Below are 22,851 nucleotides of genomic sequence, written 5' to 3' on the forward strand. Positions count from 1 at the left end.
AGAGGCTGGTGCCGTCATGCGGATCCTGTTCGACGATGCACGGCCCGGGGGCGATGCGAAGATGCGGCTGTTCGATGCGCCGCGCGGCATCGTGCGCGCCGACCGACTGGACGAGGTCGTGCCCGCGCTCGACCGGCTGCGGGCCGCCACGCGCGCCGGTCATCACGTCGCGGGCTATCTCGCCTACGAAGCGGGCTTCGCGCTCGACCCCGCGCTCGCAGACCTTGACCGCACCGACGGGACGCCGCTCCTCCTGTTCGGGATCTACGATGCGGTCCGGCGCGTGCCGAGTGCCGACCTGCTAGCGGAAGCGGGGCAGGCGGTGTGCACGCCGCCCCGTCCCGTCATTACGCGGGGCGACTATGAAGCCGCGGCGCGCGAGGTGGGGCGGGCGCTTGCTGCCGGCGATTATTATCAGACCAATCTCACCTTCCCCTGCCTGCTGCGCCACGGAGGCGATCCGCTGTCGCTCTACGCCCGGCTGGCGGGGCGGGGCGGCGGCGCCTGGGGGGGCGTCGTCGACCATGACGAGGGCGCACTCGTGTCGCTCTCGCCCGAGCAGTTCTTCACGCTTCGCGGCAACGAGCTGACCGCCCGCCCGATGAAGGGCACCGCGCCGCGCCGCGGCGACCCCGCGGCCGATGCCGCCGAGGCCGAGGCGCTGCTGACCGACGAAAAGCAACGTGCCGAAAATCTCATGATCGTCGATCTGATGCGCAACGATCTGGCGCGCGTCGCGGAAACGGGCAGCGTCGCGGTGCCCGACCTGTTCGCGCTCGAAACCTATCCGACCGTCCACCAGATGACGAGCCGCATCACCGCCCGGCTGCGCGAGGGCCTCGACGCCATCGACGTGCTGCGGACGATCTTTCCCTGCGGTTCGGTCACGGGCGCCCCCAAGATCGCCGCGATGCGCGCCCTCCACGACCTCGAACCGCATCCGCGCGGCGCCTATACGGGATCGATGGGATGGATCGCGCCCGACGGCGATGCGGCATTCAACGTGCTCATCCGTACGATCCAGATCGTGTCCGGCAGGCCACAGGCGCGGCTGGGGTTGGGATCGGGGCTTGTGGTCGACTCGGTGCCCCGCGATGAGTGGGCCGAGTGCTTACTCAAGGGGAGCTTTGTGGACCACGCCGCCAACGACTTCGACCTCATCGAAACGATGGCCTACGACCCGATGGAGGGGATCGCCGACCTCGAGCGGCATCTGGCGCGCATGCGCGATACGGCGGAGGAACTGGGGTTCGCCTTCGACCGTCACGATGCGCGCAACGAATTGCAGGCCGCGACCTTCGGTCACCGCGAGAAAGCCATGGTCCGGCTGCTCGCCAGCCCCAGCGGCGCGATCGCGATCGAGGTGAAGCCGATCGCGCCGTCGCCCGACGAGCCCGTCACGGTGCAGGTCAAGCCGCTGCCTGTCGGTGCCGACGATCTGCGGCTCCGGCACAAGACCACCGCCCGTGCCTTCTACGACGCGGCGCGCGACCCCGACGTGGCTTACGAAACGCTGTTCGTGGACGGCGACGGCTTCCTGACCGAGGGCAGCTTCACCAACCTGTTCGTCGAGAAGGACGGCATCCTCGTCACTCCGCCCCTCGCGCGCGGCCTGCTTCCCGGCGTCCTTCGCGCCCGGTTGATCGAGGAGGATCGCGCCATCGAGGGCGACCTCACCGTCGAGGACCTGTCGGGGCGTTTCTGTATCGGCAATTCGGCGCGCGGCCTGATGCGCGCCCGGCTGGTCGAGGGCTAGGCCGCCAGCGGGAAGCGCAGGACCCGGTCCGACACCGCGACCAGCGCGGCGGCGTTGCCGCCCATCGCGCGCAGGATCTCCGGGTGATTGGCGTCGAGCCCGCCCGTGAACGCGCCATAGGCGGGCAGGATCATCTTCCCCTCGCTCGCCACGAAACAGCGGCGCGATACCCGCCGCCCGCGCGCCTTCAACCGCAGCTTGGGGTGGAAATGACCCGACAGTTCGGGCCGCGTCTCGGCGGCCTCGGCCTCGTGGCGCAGCACCAGCCCGTCGACCACCATCTCGATCGCGATCCGCCCGCCGCAATGATCGATCATCGCCGCATCGTGATTGCCCGTGATCCAGACCCAGTCGACCTGTCCGGTCAGCCGCGTCAGATGCTCGCGCGCCGCCGCCGGAAGCCGGTCGCACCCGAAACTGTCGTGGAAACTGTCGCCCAGGCACCAGACCGCCCGCGCGCCCGTCGCGGCGATGTCCTCGTCTACCCACTGGATCGTCGCCTGGCTGTCGTAGGGCGGCAGCATCTGTCCGAAGCGCGCGAACCAGCTGCCCTTTTCCAGATGCAGGTCGGCGACGAGCAGGGCCTCCTGTTCATGCCAGTAGAGCGCCCCCGAAGGCAGCACCGAAAAGTTTCGGCCAGAGAACGAAAGGGGAACCATGACCCCCTCATAGTCAGCCCGCGCGATTCACGCCAAGTGATTTGTCACATGATCGCGCAACGCCCGCGCATCGTGCAGCGCATTGTGCGGCACCGCGCTGTTCGCGGCGGTCGAAAATCCCGACAGGTTCATCAGCTTGAGCGTGAGCGGCGGGAGGGTCACCATCTCCCCCGGGCCGATGATGGGCAGCATCGCGACATGGGCCAGATCCTCGGGCCAGTCGGCGACGATCTCCGGTGCCGCGTCGTGGCCGAGATAATGCGCCAGCGCCCGCGCCGCCGCCTCGCGCCCCATCGGCGCGTCCTTCAGCGCCTCGGGAACGGTGAACAGATAGGGGACCACGTGCCGCTGTACCCATTCGCTCGAGGCCTCGGCGGGCGCGATGACGGCGTAGAATTCCTCGCCGCCGTCCTCGGGCACCAGCGCGACCGACAGCAGTCGCCCGCCGAACCCGTCATATTCGGTATCGCAGAAATAGCGCATCGGATGCCTTCCTAGTCGAGCCGCATCGCCTCGTCGATCAGCGCCTGCTCCGCCTCGATCAGCAGCGCCTCGTCGGCCGCGCCGCCGGGCGCCTGTTCGCGGCCGATGACGACCATCAACGGCACCGCCATCGGGGTGACGCGGCTGGCCTGCACATGGACCATCGTGTCGCTCGCCCGCTCGACGAGGCGAACCAGCCGCCCCAGTTCGGTCATCCGCGCCCGCGCATCGTCCCACGCCGCGCGCATCAGCAGATGATCGGGCTCGTATTTCTTGAGCACGTCGTAGATGAGGTCGGTCGAGAAGCTGACCTGCTTGCCAGTCTTGCGCTGTCCCGGATGCTGCCGCTCGACCAGCCCGCCGATCACCGCCACCTCGCGGAACGCGCGCTTGAGCAGATGCGATTCCTCGACCCATTCGCGAAACTCGTCCTCGAGGATGTCGGCGGAGAACAAGGCCTGCGGATCGGTCACCGGTTCGAGGCTCGATACCGCGATGGCATAATCGTTGGCGACCCAATTGAGCGGCTTCATCCCCGCCCGGTCCATCCGCGCGGTCAGCAGCATGCCGAGGCTCTGGTGCGCGTTCCATCCGTCGAAGCTGTAGGCGACCATGAAATGCCGCCCTTCGTGCGGAAAGGTCTCGACCAGCAGTTCGTGCGGTTCGGGCAGCACCGACCGGCGCGACTGGACGTCGAGCCACTCGTTCACGTCGTCGGGGAAACGCGACCATTGCGACCGGTCGGCCAGGAAGCCGCGCACCCGCCGCGCAAGATGCGTCGACATGCTCATCCGCTGGCCGCCGTAGCTGACGATCCGCCCCTTCTTGGTCGAAGCGCGCACGACGATGTCGGTTTCCTTGAAGCTCTCGACCTCCACGCTGATACCCGAGAAATAGAAGGCGTCGCCGGGCTTGAGCGTCGCGCCGAACGTCTCCTCGACCCGCCCGATCTTGCGTCCGTTGCGGAAGCGGACGTCCATCATGACATTGTCGACGATGACGCCCGCATTGAGCCGGTGCTTCTGCGCCACGACGGGCTTGGTGATGCGCCATTGACCGGGCGCGTCCTCGGTCAACCGCTGATACTTGTCGTAGGCCTTGAGCGCATAGCCGCCGGTCGAATTGAGGTGCAGGATGCGCTCCCACACCTCTTCCGTCAGCCCCGAATAGGGCGCCGCCGAGCGAACCTCGTCGAGCAGTTCGGCGCTGTCGAACGGGCCCGCGCAGGCGATGCCCATCACGTGCTGCGCCAGCACGTCGAGCGTCCCGGGGCGGAAATCCTCGGGGTCCAGTTCGCCGTCGTCGATCGCGTCGAGACAGGCGCGCGCTTCCAGATATTCGAAGCGGTTGCCGGGCACGATCATGCCCTTCGACGGCTCGTTCAGTCGGTGGTTGGCGCGACCGACGCGCTGGAGCAGCCGGCTCGACCCCTTGGGCGCGCCCATCTGCGCGACCAGATCGACGTTGCCCCAGTCGAGGCCCATGTCGAGGCTTGCCGTCGCCACCAGCCCGCGCAGCCGCCCCTCGGCCATCGCCAGTTCGACCCTGCGCCGCGCTTCCTTGGACAGGCTGCCGTGGTGGACGCCGATGGGCAGCTGGTTGTCGTTGGCGCTCCACAGGTCCTGGAAGATCAGTTCGCACAGGCTGCGGGTATTGCAGAAGATGATGCTCGCGCCGTGCTGTTCGATCAGGCCCAGCACCTGGCTGGCGGCGTAGCGGCCCGAATGGCCCGACCACGGCACCCGTTCCTCGGGGATCAGGATCGACAGGTCCGCGGGCGCTCCCGGTTCTCCTTCCACCAGCCGCACCGTCTCGATGTCGCCATAGGGCGCAAGCCACGCGCGGTAGGCGTCGGGATCGGCGATCGTCGCGCTGAGGCCCACTCGGCGCACGCCCGGCGACAGTTTCGTCAACCGAGCCATCGCGAGGCTGAGGAGGTCGCCGCGCTTCTCCTTCGCGAAGGCGTGGACCTCGTCGACGATGATCGTCTTCAGATTGCCGAACATCCGGTCGGCGTCGGGATAGGACAGCAAAAGCGAGAGGCTTTCGGGCGTCGTCAGCAGCATCTGGGGCGGCTTGGTGCGCTGGCGCACCTTGCGGTTGGACGGCGTGTCGCCGGAGCGGGTCTCGACACGGATCGGCAGCCCCATCTCCTCGATCGGGGTCAGCAGGTTGCGCTGCACATCGACCGCCAGCGCCTTTAGCGGGGAGACGTAGAGAGTATGCAGTCCCTCGCTCGGCCGCTCGATCAGGTCGACGATGCTGGGCAGGAATCCCGCGAGCGTCTTGCCCGCGCCGGTCGCGGCGACGAGCAGGGCATGCTCGCCGGTGTAGGACGCGTCCAACATGCCGGACTGGTGCGTCCGCAGCCGCCAGCCACGTGCCGCGAACCAATCCGTTACAGTGTCGGGAAGCTTGGCGCTCAGGTGTCGTCGTCGCGGCGTTCGGCCGCGCGATGTTCTTCTTTGTAGATATCGTGCGTCGCCGCTTCGGTATGCGCGATGTCGCTCTTGCTGTCCTTCGCCTTGTTGCGGCTGATGGCATAGAGGAAAGCGATCAGAAGTAGGGCGGCGCCGATGATGGCGATGTAGCCAAGACCGTCGGGCATGGAGAAATCCTTTCGTTGCGCGCCGGAACGAACCGGCGGTTCACTGGCTATAACGGCATGAGCACGCGTTTGGGTTCCTGGATCGAGCCATTCCCCGAAGGGATCTACGTACGCCCTGCCGACGCGTGGGTCGATCCCATGCAGCCCAAAGACAAGGCGCTGGTCACCCACGGTCATGCCGATCATGCCCGCGGGGGCCATGGCGCGGTGTGGGCGACGCCAGAAACGCTGGCGATCATGGGCGTCCGCTACGGCGAACAGACGGAAAAGCCGGTGCAGTATGGCGAAACCCAGCGCGTGGGCGAGGTCGACGTCAGCTTCGTCCCCGCGGGCCACGTCCTCGGCAGCGCGCAGATCATCCTCGACTACAAGGGCGAGCGGGTGGTGGTGTCGGGCGACTACAAGCGCCGCAGCGATCCGACCTGCGAGCAGTTCGTCGTCACGCCGTGCGACGTCTTCATCACCGAGGCGACCTTCGGCCTTCCCGTCTTCAAGCATCCCGATACCGGGGCGGAGATCGACCGATTGCTGCAGCGCCTTCACGACGAACCCGGGCGGTGCGTTCTCGTCGGCGCCTACGCACTCGGCAAGGCGCAGCGGGTGGTCAAGGAACTCCGCAACCGGGGGCATTCGGACCCGATCTACTATCACGGCGCGATGGAGCGGCTGTGCAACCTGTACGAGGAACTGGGTGTCGATCTCGGCGAACTGCGCCCCGCCACCGGCGCCCCCAAGGACGAACTGCGCGACCGCATCATCATCTGCCCGCCGGGACAGCTCAACGACCGCTGGGCGCGGCGGCTGCCCGATCCGGTCACGGCGATGGCGTCGGGGTGGATGCGCGTGCGCCAGCGCGCGCGGCAGCGCAACGTGGAGCTGCCGCTCATCATCTCCGACCATGCCGACTGGGACGAATTGACGACCACCATCCGCGAGGTCGCGCCGCGCGAGGTATGGATCACCCATGGGCGCGAGGATGCGCTCAAGCATTGGTGCGAAACCCGCCAGATCAAGGCGCGCGAGTTGCGTCTGCTCGGGCGCGAAGAGGAGGACGATTGATGCGGACGATTTTTCTGTGCGGCCTGTTGCTGCTGCCCGCCGCGTGCGGCGGCGACGTCGAACCCGAGACGGCGGAGACCGAGGCGGCGGCACGGGAAGAGGCCGCCACGGACGGCGTCGCTGCCGTCGATCCGCGCGCCGACCGCGATGTCGAGGTCGACGAGGAGGGTGCGATGGTCCGCGCGTCCGCGCCGGAAAACAGCGTCTATACGAACCTTGCCGACTGCACGCTCGTCCGGAATGTCGAGGAAGGCGGCGGGTTCGAGCGCAGTTGCGAGGGACCCGGCGGCTGGCAGCTAACCTATACCCAGTTCGACTTGCGCGAGAATCTGACGCTCATCGGGGAGGACGGGTCGGAACACGAGCTGGGGCTGTCCGAGACGATCGCGCGCGGCGCCTTCAACGAGATCCGCGACACGATCGAATGGCGATCGAGCGACGAGACGTCCGACGTTCGCGCGATGATCGTGCGGATGAACGTCGCGCGGCCCGACCCGATGGAAGCCGACCGCAGCGTGCTCGCCGTGGTTCGCCTCGACGGTCCGGTCTGCCTGATCGGTACGGTTCCGCCCGGACCGGGGCAGAATGTCGCTGCACGCAGCCTCGTCGATCGCGAAAATCTTCCCGACTGTATCGGCGAGCGGGAACGCGGCGCCTGATTCGTTCGCTCCGCTGACAAGGTAGCAAAAGGAGACGAAGATGAAGGTCCATGGATATGGCGCGCTGGAAGCGGGCGCAAAGATGGTTCCCGTCCAGTTCGAGCGCGAGGAACTGCGCGCCGGCGAAGTGGCGATCGAGATCACCCATTGCGGGGTGTGCCATTCGGATCTTCACCAGGTGAACAACGACTGGAAGAACAGCCTCTACCCCTGCGTCCCCGGTCACGAGATCGTCGGCAAGGTGACGGCGGTCGGCGAAGGCGTATCCAAACACAAGGAAGGCGATGCGGTCGGGGTCGGCTGCATGGTCAATTCCTGCCAGCAGTGCGCGGCGTGCAAGGAAGGCGAAGAGCAATATTGCACCGGGCCCAAGGGTTTCACGGCGACCTATAACGGCCCCGCCAACCCCGACGGTACCAACAGCTATGGCGGCTATTCGAACGGCATCATCGTGCGCGAGGAATTCGTGGTGAAGATTCCCGATGGCCTCAAGCCCGAGGAGGCCGCGCCGATCCTGTGTGCGGGCATCACCACCTATCAGCCGATGAAGCATTGGGGCGTCTCGATGGGCGACCGCGTCGGGATCGCCGGCATCGGCGGACTGGGTCATCTGGCGATCGAGACGGCCAAGGCGCTGGGCGCGCATGTCGTCGCGCTGACGACCAGCCCCGAGAAGAAGGACGAGATCCTGAACGACCTCGGCGCAGACGAGGTCATCGTGATGAGCGATAAAAAGGCGATGAAGGAGGCGGCGATGAGCCTCGACTTCCTTCTGTCGACCATTCCGTACAAGCATGACATCAATCCCTATGTCGGACTGATGAAGAAGAATTCGACGATCTGTATCGTCGGCAACCTGATCGGCTTCGACAACATCAATACCGCTGGGATGGTGTTCAATCGCATCCAGCTGGCAGGCAGCCTGATCGGCGGGATCCCCGACACGCAGGAGATCCTCGATTTCTATGCCGAACACGGGATCAAGCCGGACGTCACGCTGATCTCGCCCGAGGATATCAACGCGGCGTTCGACCGGATGAAGAACGAGAATGTCCGCTTTCGTCACGTCATCGACATGAGCCTGTTGAAGGCGAACGACGGCGACGAGCAGATCAAGGCGCCGGTGCGCGGCGAGGTCACCGGGCGCGACTAGCCGCTAGCTGCGCGCGACGCCCAACTTCCCGAGTTCGGAGTCGATCTGGGCGACCAGGCGGTCGAGGGCCTCTTGGTCCTCGGCCTCGGCGCGGGCGGCGAGGACGTCCTGCGTGTTCGAGGCGCGGATCAGCCACCAGCCGTCGTCGGTCGTCACGCGCGCGCCGTCGGTTTCGTCGACGTCCGCGCCCGATGCGCGAAGATTGGCAAGCAACTGCTCGACCACGGCGAACTTATCCTTGTCGCCCACCGCGAAACGCATTTCGGGGGTCGCCACGCTTTGCGGCATCGCGTCCATCAGCTCGGTGAGGCTGCGCCCCGACGCGTCGATGGCTTCGATCAGCCTGACGGCGGCGTACAGGGCATCGTCGAACCCGTACCAGCGGTGCTTGAAAAAGATATGGCCGCTCATCTCGCCCGCCAGCGGAGCGCCGGTTTCCTTCATCTTCGACTTGATGAGGCTGTGCCCCGTCTTCCACATCAGCGGCGCGCCATCCAATTGGGCGATCCGCTCGAAGAAGGTCTTCGACGCCTTCACGTCGGCGATGATCGTCGCGCCCGGATGTTCGGCCAGAACGGGCTTGGCGAGCAGCATGAGGATCTGGTCGCCCCAGATGACGCGGCCCTTGCCGTCGATCGCGCCGATGCGGTCGCCGTCGCCGTCGAACGCGATCCCGAAGTCGAGATTCTCGCGCGCGACGAGATCCTTGAGGTCTGCGAGGTTCTTCTCGACCGTCGGGTCGGGATGGTGGTTCGGGAAGGCGCCGTCGACGTCGGTGTAGAGCGTGTGATGTTCGCCCGGAAGCGTCTCGACCAGCTTGTCGAGCGCGGGGCCGGCCGCGCCATTTCCCGCGTCCCAGCCGATGCGGAAGGCACCGCCGCGAAAATCCTCGGTCAGTCGGGCGACATAATCGTCGAGAATGTCGATCGACTTGAGGCTGCCCGACCCTTCGGACCAGTTCCCCGCCGCCGCGATCCGGCCCAGTTCCTGCACCTTCTCGCCGTGCACGCTATCGCCGCCGAGGAGCATCTTGAAGCCGTTATAGTCGGCCGGATTGTGGCTGCCGGTGACCTGGATGCCGCCGTCGACCTGTCTCGTCGCGACCGCATAATAGAGCATGGGGGAAGGGCCCATGCCGACGTCGAGCACGTCCATCCCGCCCGCGCGAAGACCCTCGATCAGCGCGGATTGCATAGCGGGCGAATGATCGCGCCCGTCGCGCGCGACCGCGAGCCGGGACAGGCCGCGATCGTCGGCCATCGTCGCGAAAGCGCGGCCGAGCGCGCGGGCATCGTCTTCGTGCAGCGTCTCGCCGACGACACCGCGAATGTCGTACTGGCGCAGGATCGAGGGATCGAAGTCGTGGGCCATGCAGCTAGCTCGCTTTCGCCTGTTCGTGGGGATCGGTGAGGCCGAGCCCCGAGACCATTTCGCGCAATTCCTGCCGCGCCGTGACATGCCCGATGCCGACGCCCGTCAGGTGCGGGAAATCGAGCAGGGTGAGCCCTTTGGGGAAAAGCTCGCGGAAGATGACGCGTTCGGCGAGACCGGGGATGACGCGAAAGCCGACGCGCGGCGCGAGCTGGCCCAAGGCATGGCCCATCCGCTCCTTGTTGTGGCTTTCGACATGCTGGAGCCGGTTGCGCAGCACGACCCAATCGACGCTGCGTCCCAGCTCCTTCGCGCGGCGCTGGCGCGATTGCCAGATGAGATCGGCGTAGAAGCTGGGCTTGGTCACGTGAAAGGTCTCCGCATCGACCTGGCCGATCAAGTCGAGATCCACGAAGCTGTCATTGATCGGTGTTACAAGCGTGTCGGCGAACAGGATGGCGGTGCGCGCCATGTCGTCGTCGCGGCCCGGCGTGTCGACGACCACGAAGTCTGCGCCCGTCGAGACGCGCGACAAGGCCGCGTCGAACGCCTCGTCGGTGCGGTCTTCCAGCACTTCGTAGGTGACCATCGGCAGGTCGGCGTCCATTCGCGCGGCGGTGGCATCGCGGTTTTCCAGATAGCGGGTCATGGTCCGCTGACGCTGGTCGAGATCCAGCGCGCCGACCCTGTATCCGCTCGCCGCCAGCGCGATCGCGGTATGGACGGCGGTGGTCGACTTGCCCGTGCCGCCCTTTTCGTTGGCGAAAATGATGAAATGCGGCTGGCCCATGGCCGTCCTGCCCCCTAGAAGAATGTCGATTTTCTGAAGCCTTATCGGAGGGGCAGGGCCGGTGCAAATCATTCGGGACAAACGCGAATTGAACGCGGCGCTCGCACCGGCGCGCGACCGGGGGCGCGTGGCGCTCGTGCCCACGATGGGGGCGTTGCACGACGGGCATCTCGCGCTCGTCCGTGCCGCCGCCGAGCAGGCGGAAACGGTCATCGCCAGCATCTTCGTCAATCCGCTGCAGTTCAACGACAAGGGCGACCTCGACCGCTATCCGCGCGACGAGGAGGCGGATGCGGAGAAACTGGACCGTGCGGGATGCGATCTCGTCTGGCTGCCCACTCCCGACGCACTCTATCCGCCGGGATTCGCGACCAGCGTCCACGTGGCGGGGCTGACCGATCGGTGGGAGGGCGACCATCGTCCCGGCCATTTCGACGGGGTCGCGACGGTCGTGACCAAGCTGTTCACCAATGTCCGTCCCGATGTCGCGATCTTCGGCGAAAAGGATTTCCAGCAGCTGGCGATCATCCGCCGGTTGAACGCCGACCTCGATCTCGGGGTCGAGATCGTGGGACTGCCGACGGTACGCGCGGAGGACGGGATGGCATTGTCGTCGCGCAACGCGCTGCTTTCGCAAGACGCGCGGCGGAAGGCGGCGTCGCTGAACGCGGCGCTCCGCGATGCGGCGGCGGGGATTGCGTCGGGCCGAGCGGTGGACGCCGCGTTGGCCGACGCGCGGGCGCGGCTGGAGGCGGCGGGCTTCGGCACGGTCGACTATGTTGCCTATGTGGATGCCGCGACGCTGGAACCGCTCGATGGCTTTCGATCGCCGGGCCGTCTGCTTGCTGCCGCGACCATCGATGGCGTGCGGCTGATCGACAATATCGCGGTCGGGATCGACGACCACGCGTGATTGTTGCCCGAAAGCCTCGCTTTTTCGAGAGGTCATCGTCGCGTTAACCATTTGTCAAATCGACAGGCCGATCACTGGAGCCACGGACCGGGAAGGGAAGCCCGGCGAGCAACAGGGAGACGGATCAATGGCTATTACGCAGGCAAGTGCCGACCGCATGATCGAAAGCCGCATCGCCGATGCGATGCACGGCAATGTGGACGCACTGTTCGACCTCGGTGTCGCATATTCGACCGGGCGCGGCGGGTGCGCGGTCGATCTCATCGAAGCGCACAAGTGGTTCAACATCGGCGCACTGAACGGCGATGCGCGTTCGCAGCAGTGCCGCGCGGAGATCTCGATCGAGATGACGGCGCGCGAAATCGCCGAAGCGCAGAAGAGCGCACGGGCCTTTCTCGCGATGGGCGGCGCGGGGGCGGCCAACCGCTACGCCGCATAGAAAAAAGGCCCCGCCCATCGGGCGAGGCCTTTGGAAATTCTGGCAGGTGCTGCGGTCTAGCGAACGACCACCGTCACGCTGCGACGGTTCTGCGCCCAAGCGCTTTCGTCTGAGCCGAGGGCGACGGGACGTTCCTTGCCCCAGCTGACCGTGGTCAGGCGATTGTTCGGCACGCCCATCGACACCAGATATTCGCGCGCCGCGTTGGCGCGGCGTTCGCCCAGCGCGAGGTTGTATTCGCGGGTCCCGCGCTCGTCGGCATGGCCTTCGATCGAGGCGTTGACGTTGGGGTTCGCGATCATCCAGCGCGCCTGCGCCTCGAGCGTGGCGCGCGCGTCGCCTTCCAGATTGTACTGGTCGGTCATGAAGTAGATCGTGTCCGATCCGGCGGCGGCGATCAGGTCGGCCTGCGCGCCCGGAAGTTCGACAAGGTCAAGATCGTCGTCGGCGACGACGTTCGATGCGGTCGTGTCCTCGACCATCTCGTCGGAGGCGGTCGCGATGTCGTCGTCGCGCGATCCGCAGGCGGCGAGGGTGGCGCAGGCCACGGTCACGAGCAGAAGCTTTTTCATGGGGTACACTCCTTCTTAGTCCTGCAGCGGCGACCAGCTGGGGTCCGAACCGCCCAAGGGGGTTGGCATGATACGTGCTCTACCGCCGTTCACCGGCACGGCATAGAGCGTTGCGTCTCCCGACCCGCGGTCGGTGCGATGGAACATGACGAACTGGCCGTTCGGCGCCCAGCTGGCACCCTCGTCCTGCCAGGCGCTGGTCAGCAGCCGCTCGCCGCCGCCCGTGGGGGCCATGACGCCGATGCGGAACTGGCCGCCGCCGATCTTGGTGAATGCGATCCGATTGCCCTGCGGGCTCCATGCGGGCGAGGCATATTGGCCGCCGCCGAAGCTGATCCGCTGCTGGTTCGAACCGTCGGCGTTCATCGTGTAAAGCTGCTGCGAGCCCGAACGGTCGCTTTCGAAGACGATCTGGCGCCCATCGGGGGAGAAGCTGGGCGACGTATCGACGCCCGGCATCGTGGTGAGCCGCTGCGGCGTTCCGCCGTTGGCGCCGACGACATAGATGTCGGTGTTGCCGCCTTCGGCCATCGAGAAGACGATCCGGCTGCCGTCGGGCGAGAAGTTGGGGGCGAAGGTGAAAGCCGTGCCGGGCACCAGCAGGCGCGACTGGCCCGTATTGAGATCGAGCACGTAGCTGCGCGGGCGACGGCCCTTGTAGCTCATGTAGACGAGCTGGCGACCGGTGGGGCTGAAGCGCGGGGTGAGAACGGTTTCCAGACCTTCGGTGAGGTAGCGATGGTTCTCGCCGTCCGAATCCATGATCGCGATGCGCTTCACGCGATTGGCCTTGCTGCCGGTTTCGGCGACGTAGACGACGCGGGTGTCGAGAAAGGCTTCCTCGCCCGACAGGCGCGAATAGATGGCGTCGGCGCACTTGGTCGCCGCGCGCCGCCAGTCGGAGGTCGACACGGCGAACCCGCGCCGCACGAGCTCGCGCCCCGAGGCGGTGTCGTAGAGATAGCAGGCGACCGTCAGCCGACCGTCGCTGGTATATTCGGTATAGCCCGTCACCAGCGCGCTCGCGCCCGAGCGGCGCCAGTCGGTCCAGGCGGGTGACGTCACTTCCTCGTTGCGTAGCCGGCGGATGCCGACCGGCCCGATCGGGGTGATGACCCCAGTGCGACGCAACTGGTCGGAAATGACGAGCGAGACGTTGTTGGACACCGTGTCGATGTTACCGAGCGCGCCGTTGGCGGGTCCGCGCGCGGCGAGTTGCGGCACGGCGACGGGCTGCGCCGCCTGTTGTCCGCCCTCGACATAGACTTCGACGGGGCCCGTGTCCTGCGCGAAGGCGGGAAGGGGCAGAACGAAGGCGATGAGCGCCATCCAACGTTTCGGCAATCGCATCGAGAGGTCTCCTTATCCGGGAAGCTTGTAGCGAGCGGTGATGGCTTTCCATCCCCCGCTCGGCGTGTCGTAGAGGTCGGCGGGTAGGCCGTCGTAGGGCGCGCAACCCTGGTAGGCCGCCACCGCAAGATCCTTCACCCGTTCTTCGTACCGGGCGTTGTCGCCGCTGGCGCCGCGGGTCGAGACCACGCGGGGCGCCCGCGAAAGACGGCCCGAGCGATCGAGCCGAAGATCGAGCGTGACTTCGATCTGATTGGCGCCGGGGCCCGGATCGATCTGGCGGTTGGCGCAGGGCTGGACCTGGCGCTGGATGATCGAAGCAACGCTGGCTGCGGCGCTCGCACTGAACGTCGGGGCGGCAGCGACAGGGCTGGGGGCATTGCCGCGGCGGCTGTTGCCGTCGGGAACGCCTTCGAGAATGTTTTCGAGGCCGGGGCTGCGCCGCGCGGGACGCGAGGGACGCGACGGGGCGGGGCGCGGCGTGGGGGTGGACGCGGACGGTGTGCTCGCGCGCGGGCGCGGCGTCGGCGAGGGGGTCGGGGACGGCGTCGGACGAGGCGCGGGGGCCGGTTCGATGCGCGGCGGCTCGGGCATCGGTTCGGGCGGCAGCGGGACATTGTCGACCGGATCGGTGGTCATCGAGCGCGCCGCTTCCTGCGCGATCGGGGTGGGAGCGCTGCTGGTCAGCCCGACGTCCTCCACGAACTCGACGAACACCGGCGCGCTCTCGGTAATCACGTCGGGCTTGGCGAGCGACAGGCTCAACGCCGCGACGAGCGCGACGTGAAGGCCGAGAGCCGCGGCATTGCCGCCCCATTCGGCTGCGTCCAGCCTCACGAATTGCCCTCGCCGACCGATACCAGCGCGACGCGGTTGAGGCCCGCGGCGTTCAGTTCGCCCATCACCCGCATGACGCGGCCATAGTCGAGGCTGCGATCGGCCCGCAGATAGACGCGCCGGCCTTCCTCGGGCGCGGGTTCGGCGGCAATCTCGGCCAGACGCGTTGCCAGATCAGTGTCCGCCACCGTGACGTCGTCGATCGAGATCACGCCATCGCCGTCGATCGACAGCTGAACCGGCTCCGATTCCTGATCGAGGGTCTCGGCGCGGCTTTCGGGCAGGTCGACCGCGACGCCCGCGACGAGCAGCGGCGCGGTGACCATGAAGATGATCAGCAGCACCAGCATGACGTCGACCAGCGGGGTGACGTTGATCTCAGCCATCGGCGCACGGCGCCCGGCACCGCGGCGACCCCGGCGGGGGGAAGAGGCGACGCCCATTGCCATGTCAGTGACGCTCCAGCTGGCGGCTCAACGTAGCCTGGAAGCGATCCGAAAAGCGCACCAGCTCGTTCTCGAAGGTGTCGAGACGATGGGTGAGGCGGTTGTACGCGATCACGGCGGGAATGGCCGCGAACAGACCGATGGCCGTGGCGAACAGCGCCTCGGCAATCCCGGGAGCGACGACCGCGAGGCTGGTATTGTTGGCGCCCGCGATGGCGGTGAAGCTGCGCATGATGCCCCACACGGTCCCGAACAGCCCGACGAACGGCGCCACCGAGCCGACGGTGGCAAGGATGTTCAGCCGATCCGACAGCTTTTCCAGCTCGCCCGCCATCGCATCCTCGGTTGCGACCGCGATGCGGTCGCGGACGGCGGCGCGGTCGGTCGATCCGGCGCGAGTCGAACGGTGGAATTCGTCGGTCCCGGCGCGCAGGATCCGCGCGGCCACCGTCTTGTCGTTGCGATGGCTTTCGAGGAAATCGTCGATGTCCTTCGTCTTCCAGAAGGCATCGGCGGTCTTGCGCGAGGCCTTTCGCGCGTTGGACAGCCGCGCCGAGTGGGTAAAGATGATCCCCCACGTCCAGATGCTGGCGACCAGTAGGCCCAGCATCACCGCCTTCACGACCAGATCGGCCTGCAGGAACAGGGTCAGCGGGCTCATCAGATTTTCGGTGGGGGCGACGCTGGCAAGCATCAGGCCGGAAATGATCAAACTTCTTGTCCTTCTTCGACGGCCCGGAATTTCTCGACCCAGTCGGACGGCTGCCGTCGCGGCCGTCCCTCGGGAGTCAGGAACGCGGCGGTGACCGTGGCGTGGGCCAGGAGTTCACGGTCGCGGCTGACCTGTTGATGAATGACGCAGCTCGCGGCGCGGACCTGCTGCACCCGGCTTTCCACGATCAGCGCGTCGTCGAGCTTTGCGGGACGCTTCCACGCCATGTCCATGGCGGTCACCGCATAGGCGCCCAGCCCCTCGTCGTGCGCGGCGCGCTGGTCGATGCCGACGGCACGAAGCATGTCCGACCGCGCCCGCTCGAAATAGCGCAGATAATTGGCATGATAGACGATCCCGGTCAGATCGGTGTCCTCGAAATAGACGCGCACCGGAAAACGGTGCGTCGTGCCCTCGAAGGCGCCGCTGGCGGGGACAAGTGTCATCGTGGCCTCTTAACGCGGGGCGATTCGCCGCGAAAGCGCAACTTGGCCGCCATCGTCGAGCCGACTCACAGGTGCGACGAACGGCAGATTTGCGCGGACCGTCATGTAACCTGAAGGTTACGCTTGACTCGTGTAACCCACGGGTTACTAGTAACGCCAAGGTTACACGAACGGAGCGTCCCGATGGGCTACAAGAATTCTTCCTACGATCCCAACTACCAGATGAATGCGGAGGATTTGCGGCGGCATCGCCGGCTCAATCTCGCGCTCGTCCCGGTCTTCCTCGTTTTCTCGATGCAGATGCTCGACGACGATCCCTCGATCTTCGTCCAGATCGCGTGGGTGAGCTACATCGTCCTCGAGCTCGGCATTCTCATGGGCTTCGGATATCGCCTGTGGGCCAAGGAAGAGCGGGCGATCCTGGAAGACGAACTGTCGCGGCATCACCAGGCGATCGCCTACAAATGGGGATTTCTGGCGGCCGTCGTGATGGGGATCATCGTCGTTCTCATCGCGCCCTACGGCAATCTCGACACGCGGGAGGCCGGGATGGTGGTCGTCCTCGCCGCGGTCGTCGCCGCCTGCATGCGCTTCGCGCTGCTCGAACGCGACGACGCGCCGGAGGTAGAGTGAGCATGGCCTATCGCAAGGACAATTACGATCCGAACTATCCCATGGGCGGCGAGGACATGCGCAAGCACCGCCAGCTGATCCTCATGCTGGTCCCGATCTTCCTGGTCATGAACATGATGTCGATCTTTCGCGATGACGAGCGCGACGTTGCCCAATGGGCGATCGAGATCATCACCGCGATCTACATCCTGCTCGTCTCGGGCGTGCTGACGGGCTGGTGGTATTCGATCTGGGCAGGGGACGCCAAGCCGGTGCTCGAGGACGAACTGACCGCCGTCAACCGGGCTTCCTCGCTGAAGTGGGGCTTCACCGCGACGGTCCTGGCCGCGCTGGCGCTGTTCCTGCTCGATCCCCTCGTTCAGGTGTTCGATGTCCGCAGCGCGACGATGCTCATTCTCTTCATCGCCCTGACCGTCACGACGGCGCGCTTCGTCTGGCTCGATCGTGACGAGGAGCTGGCGGAGGAATGACCGACGCGCTGGGCAACCATATCAAGCACTATCGCACCGAGGCCGGGTGGACGCAGGCGGATCTCGCACAAGCGTGCAACGTCAGCCGCAAGACCATCAACACGGTCGAGAACGGCGTGTTCGTGCCCTCGACCGTGCTGGCGCTGAAGATCGCGGCCGTGTTCGGACGGCCGGTGGAGGAAATCTTCTGGCTGGAGGAGTGAGGGTCAGCGACCGTGCGCGTCGTCGAGGCGATCGACCATCGCGATGAGGTCGTCCTGCGCGATCTGCATGTCCATCAGATGCTTGCCCCAGCCGGGGAGGAAGAAGCCGCCCATGCCCACTTCGCCGGCGATGCGATCGGTGCGCGTGTCCCCTTCTTCGCGGACGAGCCGGACCTGGAGATAGCCGCGCTGTCCGTCCTGGACGCAGCGCGCCTGAACGAGGTCGTCGCTCACGGCGAACGGGCTCGGCGGCGGGCCCTCGGCGGACCAGCGGATCGGGCCGCCCTTCACCGGATAGCTCGATTGCGCGAAATAGAAGCCGTCCATCGTCGCCCACGACGTCCGGTTGATTCCGAGCGCCTGCGGCAGATTGCAGACCGGCTGGCGTCCCGGCTGCTGGGCATAGCCGAAGATGGCCGCCGGACCCGGCGCGGTGCCGGCCCCGTAGGTTGACCAGCTGATCACGCAGTTGATGTCGGTCGCGGTGGCGCAGGCGGGCGTCTGCCGGAAGCTGCCGCCGACACGCTCGCCCTGCGGCACGGTGATGTTCCACCCGGCCAGGACCGCCCGCAGCATGCGGCGATGCGCGGGGCTGCCCTCGATCTCCTCGGCGATCAGCCGCTCCAGGTGGATCGACCCCTGGCTGTGGCCGACGAGGACGAAGGGACGTCCGTCGCTGCGGTTTTCGATATAGTCGCGAAAGGCGGCGCGCACGTCGCCATAGGCCAGATCGGCGTAGCGGGTGATGTCCGCGCCCGTCGCGGCCAGCGCGATGCTCGACGTGGTCATCTGGCGATAGAGCGGCGCGAACGGGCGGCAGGCGCTCGAGAAGCGCGCGAACTGGACCTGCCCGAACAGCAATTCCTCGGACCGTCCGGCATCGAGGTCGCTGTTCATGCCGCTGTCGCCCGACACGGTGGGATAGACGTAGAAACAGTCGATGCCCGCATCGGGATCGGGGCGGCTGGTGACGCGCGCGCCCCATCCGCTGGGCTCGAGCCGCGTGGCGCTGACGGGGCGCGAACAGATGTCGTCCCCGCCGGGAAGACATAACCAGTTGCGGTCCGCGGTATAGTCGGTCGTGGCAGGAGCGGGCTGGGCGCCGGCGAGGGCCGCGGCGGCGAGAATCAAACTCATCGTCATTCTTCTCCGTCGAACAAATCGGTCTGCGTATGGCGTGGCGGGGTCAGGCCGAGATGCGTCCAGCCCCGCCCGTTCAGTTGGCGTCCTCTTGCCGTGCGGGCGATGAGGCCAAGCTGAATGAGGTAGGGTTCGATCACGTCCTCGATCGTGTCTCGCGGTTCGGATAGCCCCGCGGCCAGCGTTTCCACGCCGACGGGCCCGCCGCCATACAGGTCCGCGATCATCGTGAGATAGCGCCGGTCCATCGCGTCGAGGCCGAGCGCGTCGATTTCCAGCCGGGTGAGCGCACGGTCGGCGCACGCCTTGTCGATACTCGTCGCGCCCTCGGCCTGCGCGAAGTCGCGCACGCGGCGGAGGAGACGTCCCGCCACGCGCGGGGTGCCGCGAGAGCGCTTGGCGATCTCATGCGCCCCGTCGGCGGCGAGCGGCGCGTCGAGCAGGCGGGCGGCGCGGCTCACGACCTGTTCCAATTCCTCGACCTCGTAGAAGTTGAGCCGGACGGGAATACCGAACCGGTCGCGCAACGGGGTGGCCAGCAGTCCCTGTCGCGTGGTCGCGCCGACGAGGGTGAAGGGCGGCAGGTCGATGCGGACCGAGCGCGCCGACGGCCCTTCGCCCACCATGATGTCGAGCGCGCGGTCCTCCATCGCGGGATAGAGAATTTCCTCCACCGCCGGATTGAGCCGATGGATCTCGTCGATGAAGAGGACGTCGCCTTCCTCGAGATTGGTCAGCAGCGCGGCAAGATCGCCCGACTTGGCGATGACCGGGCCGGAGGTGGCACGGAAACCGACCCCCAGCTCGCGCGCGACGATGCCCGCCAGCGTCGTCTTGCCGAGGCCCGGCGGCCCGAAGAAGAGCACATGGTCGAGCGCGTCGCCGCGCGCCTTCGCCGCCTCGATGAAGATGCGAAGGTTTTCTCGCGCGCCCTTCTGCCCGACGAATTCGGACAGCGATTTGGGGCGCAGCGCGGCGTCCGCATCCTCGGGGTTACGCTCGGGGCTGGTCAGGCGGTCGGGGTCGGTGGCCATCGTCCGGTCAGTCTTGCCGTTCGTCCCGAGCGAAGTCGAGGGCGAATGCCCTACGAACCCGACGCATCGGAACGGCGGACCGGACGCAGCAGGTGTCGCAGCGCGGCTCCGACACCGAGCGCTACCACCGCCGCCCACTGCATCGCCGGAACGAACAGCAGCGCGAACGGCGCTTCGGGGGTCGCGCGGGGTCCGACGACCTCGATCTCGTAGAACAACGCGCAGACGGTTATCGTCGCGACGATAACCATGGTGCCGACTTTCGATCGACCGACGATCCAGAACGCGGCGGCGGGCGCCGCAATGGCGAACAGCCAGATGAGGCTCGCGATCAGGAAAGTCGTTAGCCGATCGGGCTGGCCGACCCGTAGCATGACCGACGCCAGATGCAGGCCCGCGACGGCAAGCGCCGTAAGCTGCGCGTTTCGGACGGTCATTTCGCGGCTTTTTTGAGCGCGACCCGCACCAGTGCATCGAGGCTCGCGTCCGCGCCGAGTTCCTCCTGAGCCGCCGCGACGGCCCTCGACGCTTCGGCGGGCTTGAAGCCGAGGTTCGCCATCGCACTCAGCGCGTCCTTCGCCGCGCTGCCGGCCGGTATCGCGCCCGGGCCCGCGGCGGGGACGCCGGCGAAATCGCCATACTTGCCCGCCAGCTCGTTGCAGATGCGCGCCGCCAGCTTGGGGCCGACGCCGTTCGCGCGCGCCACCATCGCCTTGTCGCCGTGCGCGATCGCCGCGCCCAGTTCTTCGGGGCCAAGCACGCTAAGGATCGCCAATGCCACCCGCCCACCCACGCCTTGCACGCCGGTAAGCGCGGTGAAGCCCGCCTTCTCCGCCGCGCTGACGAAGCCGAACAGCGTCATCGAATCCTCGCGCACCTGCATCTCGGTCAGCAGCAACACGTCGCTCCCCACGCCGCCGACGGCGTCGAGCGTCCGCGCGGAAACGTGCACCAGATAGCCGACGCCCATGACGTCGAGCACCAGGGTGTCGGTGCCGATTTCGGCGAGGGTCCCGGACAGTCGTGCGATCATGGACCGACGCTAGCGGCCGAAACGCCAAAAAGGAATCGTCATTGCGAGAAGCGCGACGACGCGCCAATCTGTCGATCGATCCCGCGACGTCGAAAGGACCCGCATGCGCCACCTCCTGACCGTTATCGCAACGCTGGCGCTGGCCGCCTGTGCGACCATGCCCGCCGCTCCCGATGCCCGCCTGCTCGTCACCGGCAACAAGGCGGAAAATACGGTCAGCTTCATCGATCTCGACAGCGGCGCCGAACGCGCGCGGCTCGCTACCGGGGCGATGCCGCACGAGATCGCGGTCTCGCCCGACGGTCGGACCGTTGCCGTCGTGCATTACGGCGGATCCGCCGTCGAACTGTTCGACACGGACAGTCTGGCGAGCATCCGCACCATCGACCTCGGCACCAACGAAGGACCGCACGGCATCCAGTGGACCCGCGACAACCGGCTGGTCATCACCACCGAACGCAGCGGTACGCTAACGCTCGTCGACCTGGACGATGGCGACCGCGTCTCCTCGATCGCGACGGGGGCGGAGGTCAGCCACATGGTCGTCCTGTCGCCCGACGAGCGCACGGCCTATGTTGCCAACATGGGATCGGGCAGCGTCAGCGTGATCGACCTTATCGCCGGGGCGAAGGTGGCCGACATTCCCGCGGGCGATACGCCCGAGGGGCTCGCGCTGTCGCCCGACGGGCGTACCTTGTGGGTGGCCGACCGGGACAACGCCACCCTGGTCGCCTTCGAAACGGGGACGAACCGCGAAATCGGGCGCTACGATGTCGGCGCCTTTCCCATCCGCGTCGCGGTCAGCCCCGATGGTCGCCGCACGGTCACGTCCAACTATGCCGACGGATCGCTGTCGGTCCTGGGGACCGAGGGCGGCGATCGGACGATCCCCGTGTCGGGAACCCAAGACGCGGCGCAGGTCACGATCCTGTTCGCGGCGGACAGCCGCCATCTCTATGTCGCGGAAACCGGGCGGGCACAGGTCGCGCTGATCGACCTCGACACGGGCGCGGTGGTGCGGCGCTATTCGGCGGGCGAAGGGGCCGACGGGCTGGCGCTGGCGGGGCGCTGAAGCGCGTTCCATTCGCGCAGATTGTCGACGAAGAAACCGTCCGCACCCGTGTCGATCAACGCGCGCCAGAGCGGCGCGTAATTCCCGATGTCGCCCGATTTCTCGTTGGAGCGCAGTGGTTCGGGAAGGAAGGCGTTCTCTGCGCGCAAGGTCCATGCGTGGACCTGCAATCCCGCCTCGTGCGCGTCTGCGACCAGCGTCGTCGGGACGAGCGCATCGTCCACCAGCAGGCGGATGCTCACCCCGATCCCGGTCGCGAAACGGGCGATCGCGCGAAGCCGCTCGGGGGCGGCGAGTTCGGCATAGGTCACGCCCGGCGCATCGGCGGGTCCGCCCTCCGCCGCGAACAGGAGGATCAGCGGCGTCTCGACCCTCTCCGACAGGCGCTGCAAGGGCAGCATCTCGAAGCATTGGACGAACAGCGGCGCGTCCGCTCCGTCGAGCCCGAGGCGCTGCAATTCCGCCGCCATCATCGCCGTCACGTCGAACCCGCGCCCCGCCAGATAGGTCGGGTGCTTGAGTTCGGGATAGACGCCGATCGTCCGTCCCGTCGCCTCGCTTTCGCGCCGTGCCAGCGCGACGATCTCGGCGAAGGTGGGAATGCGGTAGCGTCCGTCGTGGCGCGTATTGGCCGGCCGTACGAGCGGCAGCCGCTCCTTGGCTCGGAGCGTGCGGATCTCGGCGAGCGTGAAATCCTCCGCGAACCAACCGGTGACGCGGCGTCCGTCGATGCTGCGGGTCGCCATGCGGTCGGCATATTCGGGATGATCGCCGACGTCGGTGGTGCCCGATAGCTCGGCTTCGTGCCGCGCGATGAGGTGACCGTCGCTCGTCGCCACTAGGTCGGGTTCGATATAGTCGACCCCCAGCTCGATCGCGCGGCGGTAGGCTTCCAGCGTATGTTCGGGCCGCTCCGCGCTTGCCCCGCGATGCGCGATCAGGAGCGGCGGGTCGGAAGAAGGGGCGGGGGAAGCGGTCATCAGCGCGGCGGCGATCCAGCTCAGCATCCGGCC

Annotated in this window: 27 protein-coding genes; 10 read left to right on the forward strand and 17 right to left on the reverse strand. The window is 67.0% G+C overall.

Translation table 11 applies throughout. The features are described 5' to 3' along the window. Positions 1–16 precede the first annotated feature (16 nt). Complete coding sequence (gene pabB, locus WJT74_RS00105) at positions 17–1,756, forward strand: aminodeoxychorismate synthase component I (protein WP_343345391.1); 1,740 nt, start codon at positions 17–19, stop codon at positions 1,754–1,756. On the opposite strand, the gene pdeM is transcribed toward pabB, so the two are convergent. From pdeM to WJT74_RS00125, 4 genes are read right to left on the reverse strand one after another with little or no spacing between them, the layout of a single operon-like run. Then, a complete protein-coding gene (pdeM, locus tag WJT74_RS00110) occupies positions 1,753–2,415 on the reverse strand; it encodes a ligase-associated DNA damage response endonuclease PdeM (protein ID WP_343345393.1) in 663 nt (220 codons plus the stop codon). The two genes, pabB and pdeM, sit on opposite strands and share 4 nt — an antisense overlap. A gap of 27 nt (positions 2,416–2,442) precedes the next feature. Beyond that, on the reverse strand, positions 2,443–2,898 hold the full coding sequence (locus WJT74_RS00115; RefSeq protein WP_343345396.1) for a hypothetical protein: 456 nt from the start codon (positions 2,896–2,898) through the stop codon (positions 2,443–2,445). Positions 2,899–2,909: 11 nt separating this feature from the next. Beyond that, positions 2,910–5,324 (reverse strand): ligase-associated DNA damage response DEXH box helicase, encoded by a 2,415-nt coding sequence (locus WJT74_RS00120; RefSeq protein ID WP_343348204.1) that lies wholly within the window; start codon positions 5,322–5,324, stop codon positions 2,910–2,912. Next, positions 5,321–5,506, reverse strand: coding sequence for a hypothetical protein (locus WJT74_RS00125; protein ID WP_343345399.1), 186 nt, complete (start codon positions 5,504–5,506; stop codon positions 5,321–5,323). The genes WJT74_RS00120 and WJT74_RS00125 overlap by 4 nt, the downstream gene beginning before the upstream one ends. Positions 5,507–5,563: 57 nt before the next feature. On the opposite strand from WJT74_RS00125, the gene WJT74_RS00130 reads away from it, so the two are divergent. Genes WJT74_RS00130 through WJT74_RS00140 form a run of 3 tightly spaced genes read left to right on the forward strand, consistent with a single transcriptional unit; the run spans position 5,564 to position 8,377 of the window. Beyond that, positions 5,564–6,565, forward strand: a complete 1,002-nt coding sequence (locus tag WJT74_RS00130; RefSeq protein WP_343345401.1) for a ligase-associated DNA damage response exonuclease — start codon at positions 5,564–5,566, stop codon at positions 6,563–6,565. After that, positions 6,565–7,224, forward strand: coding sequence for a hypothetical protein (locus tag WJT74_RS00135; RefSeq protein ID WP_343345402.1), 660 nt, complete (start codon positions 6,565–6,567; stop codon positions 7,222–7,224). Before WJT74_RS00130 ends, WJT74_RS00135 begins: the two co-directional genes overlap by 1 nt. A 40-nt stretch (positions 7,225–7,264) precedes the next feature. Then, positions 7,265–8,377, forward strand: coding sequence for an NAD(P)-dependent alcohol dehydrogenase (locus tag WJT74_RS00140; RefSeq protein ID WP_343345404.1), 1,113 nt, complete (start codon positions 7,265–7,267; stop codon positions 8,375–8,377). Positions 8,378–8,380: 3 nt separating this feature from the next. On the opposite strand, the gene pgmG is transcribed toward WJT74_RS00140, so the two are convergent. Next, on the reverse strand, positions 8,381–9,748 hold the full coding sequence (gene pgmG, locus WJT74_RS00145) for a phosphoglucomutase/phosphomannomutase PgmG (protein WP_343345407.1): 1,368 nt from the start codon (positions 9,746–9,748) through the stop codon (positions 8,381–8,383). A gap of 4 nt (positions 9,749–9,752) precedes the next feature. Then, on the reverse strand, positions 9,753–10,538 hold the full coding sequence (locus WJT74_RS00150; RefSeq protein WP_343345410.1) for a division plane positioning ATPase MipZ: 786 nt from the start codon (positions 10,536–10,538) through the stop codon (positions 9,753–9,755). Positions 10,539–10,599: 61 nt separating this feature from the next. On the opposite strand from WJT74_RS00150, the gene panC reads away from it, so the two are divergent. Both panC and WJT74_RS00160 read left to right on the forward strand, forming a co-directional pair. Next, positions 10,600–11,451, forward strand: a complete 852-nt coding sequence (gene panC, locus WJT74_RS00155; RefSeq protein ID WP_343345412.1) for a pantoate--beta-alanine ligase — start codon at positions 10,600–10,602, stop codon at positions 11,449–11,451. A gap of 127 nt (positions 11,452–11,578) precedes the next feature. Continuing rightward, complete coding sequence (locus WJT74_RS00160; protein ID WP_343345416.1) at positions 11,579–11,890, forward strand: hypothetical protein; 312 nt, start codon at positions 11,579–11,581, stop codon at positions 11,888–11,890. 56 nt (positions 11,891–11,946) lie between these two features. On the opposite strand, the gene pal is transcribed toward WJT74_RS00160, so the two are convergent. Genes pal through ybgC form a run of 6 tightly spaced genes read right to left on the reverse strand, consistent with a single transcriptional unit; the run spans position 11,947 to position 16,253 of the window. Continuing rightward, positions 11,947–12,462: a peptidoglycan-associated lipoprotein Pal gene (gene pal, locus WJT74_RS00165; protein ID WP_343345419.1), complete on the reverse strand. Its 516-nt coding sequence runs from the start codon at positions 12,460–12,462 to the stop codon at positions 11,947–11,949. A 15-nt stretch (positions 12,463–12,477) separates the two neighbouring features. Further along, a complete protein-coding gene (gene tolB / locus WJT74_RS00170) occupies positions 12,478–13,812 on the reverse strand; it encodes a Tol-Pal system beta propeller repeat protein TolB (protein WP_343345422.1) in 1,335 nt (444 codons plus the stop codon). A 12-nt stretch (positions 13,813–13,824) separates the two neighbouring features. Further along, a complete protein-coding gene (locus tag WJT74_RS00175) occupies positions 13,825–14,649 on the reverse strand; it encodes a hypothetical protein (protein ID WP_343345425.1) in 825 nt (274 codons plus the stop codon). Further along, positions 14,646–15,098 carry a protein TolR gene (gene tolR / locus WJT74_RS00180; RefSeq protein ID WP_343345427.1) on the reverse strand — a complete coding sequence of 151 codons (453 nt, stop codon included), beginning with the start codon at positions 15,096–15,098 and terminating at the stop codon, positions 14,646–14,648. The genes WJT74_RS00175 and tolR overlap by 4 nt, the downstream gene beginning before the upstream one ends. A 1-nt stretch (position 15,099) precedes the next feature. Next, a complete protein-coding gene (gene tolQ, locus WJT74_RS00185) occupies positions 15,100–15,789 on the reverse strand; it encodes a protein TolQ (RefSeq protein ID WP_343348206.1) in 690 nt (229 codons plus the stop codon). A 14-nt stretch (positions 15,790–15,803) separates the two neighbouring features. Further along, entirely contained in the window at positions 15,804–16,253 is a 450-nt protein-coding gene (gene ybgC / locus WJT74_RS00190) for a tol-pal system-associated acyl-CoA thioesterase (RefSeq protein ID WP_343345429.1), read from the reverse strand. Between the two features lie 183 nt (positions 16,254–16,436). Here ybgC and WJT74_RS00195 point away from each other — a divergent pair, with 183 nt between their 5' ends. Genes WJT74_RS00195 through WJT74_RS00205 form a run of 3 tightly spaced genes read left to right on the forward strand, consistent with a single transcriptional unit; the run spans position 16,437 to position 17,559 of the window. Further along, positions 16,437–16,886, forward strand: coding sequence for a hypothetical protein (locus WJT74_RS00195; RefSeq protein WP_343345432.1), 450 nt, complete (start codon positions 16,437–16,439; stop codon positions 16,884–16,886). A 2-nt stretch (positions 16,887–16,888) separates the two neighbouring features. Continuing rightward, positions 16,889–17,356, forward strand: a complete 468-nt coding sequence (locus WJT74_RS00200; RefSeq protein ID WP_343345435.1) for a hypothetical protein — start codon at positions 16,889–16,891, stop codon at positions 17,354–17,356. Continuing rightward, positions 17,353–17,559, forward strand: a complete 207-nt coding sequence (locus WJT74_RS00205; RefSeq protein ID WP_343345438.1) for a helix-turn-helix transcriptional regulator — start codon at positions 17,353–17,355, stop codon at positions 17,557–17,559. Before WJT74_RS00200 ends, WJT74_RS00205 begins: the two co-directional genes overlap by 4 nt. A gap of 3 nt (positions 17,560–17,562) precedes the next feature. Here WJT74_RS00205 and WJT74_RS00210 read toward each other — a convergent pair whose 3' ends face one another. The 4 genes from WJT74_RS00210 to ruvA are packed head-to-tail and all read right to left on the reverse strand — an operon-like array spanning position 17,563 to position 20,766. Then, on the reverse strand, positions 17,563–18,696 hold the full coding sequence (locus WJT74_RS00210) for a DUF3089 domain-containing protein (protein WP_343345440.1): 1,134 nt from the start codon (positions 18,694–18,696) through the stop codon (positions 17,563–17,565). Between the two features lie 2 nt (positions 18,697–18,698). Beyond that, positions 18,699–19,733, reverse strand: a complete 1,035-nt coding sequence (gene ruvB / locus WJT74_RS00215) for a Holliday junction branch migration DNA helicase RuvB (RefSeq protein WP_343345442.1) — start codon at positions 19,731–19,733, stop codon at positions 18,699–18,701. Positions 19,734–19,783: 50 nt separating this feature from the next. Continuing rightward, a complete protein-coding gene (locus tag WJT74_RS00220) occupies positions 19,784–20,170 on the reverse strand; it encodes a hypothetical protein (RefSeq protein WP_343345446.1) in 387 nt (128 codons plus the stop codon). Continuing rightward, on the reverse strand, positions 20,167–20,766 hold the full coding sequence (ruvA, locus tag WJT74_RS00225; protein WP_343345449.1) for a Holliday junction branch migration protein RuvA: 600 nt from the start codon (positions 20,764–20,766) through the stop codon (positions 20,167–20,169). Before ruvA ends, WJT74_RS00220 begins: the two co-directional genes overlap by 4 nt. Positions 20,767–20,869: 103 nt before the next feature. On the opposite strand from ruvA, the gene WJT74_RS00230 reads away from it, so the two are divergent. Beyond that, entirely contained in the window at positions 20,870–21,838 is a 969-nt protein-coding gene (locus tag WJT74_RS00230) for a YncE family protein (RefSeq protein ID WP_343345451.1), read from the forward strand. Here the strand turns inward: WJT74_RS00230 and WJT74_RS00235 are convergent. Then, entirely contained in the window at positions 21,790–22,845 is a 1,056-nt protein-coding gene (locus tag WJT74_RS00235) for a glycerophosphodiester phosphodiesterase family protein (protein WP_343345455.1), read from the reverse strand. The two genes, WJT74_RS00230 and WJT74_RS00235, sit on opposite strands and share 49 nt — an antisense overlap. Between the last annotated feature and the right edge of the window lie 6 nt (positions 22,846–22,851).

Source organism: Sphingomicrobium sp. XHP0239 (assembly GCF_039555325.1).
GTDB lineage: Bacteria > Pseudomonadota > Alphaproteobacteria > Sphingomonadales > Sphingomonadaceae > Sphingomicrobium > Sphingomicrobium maritimum.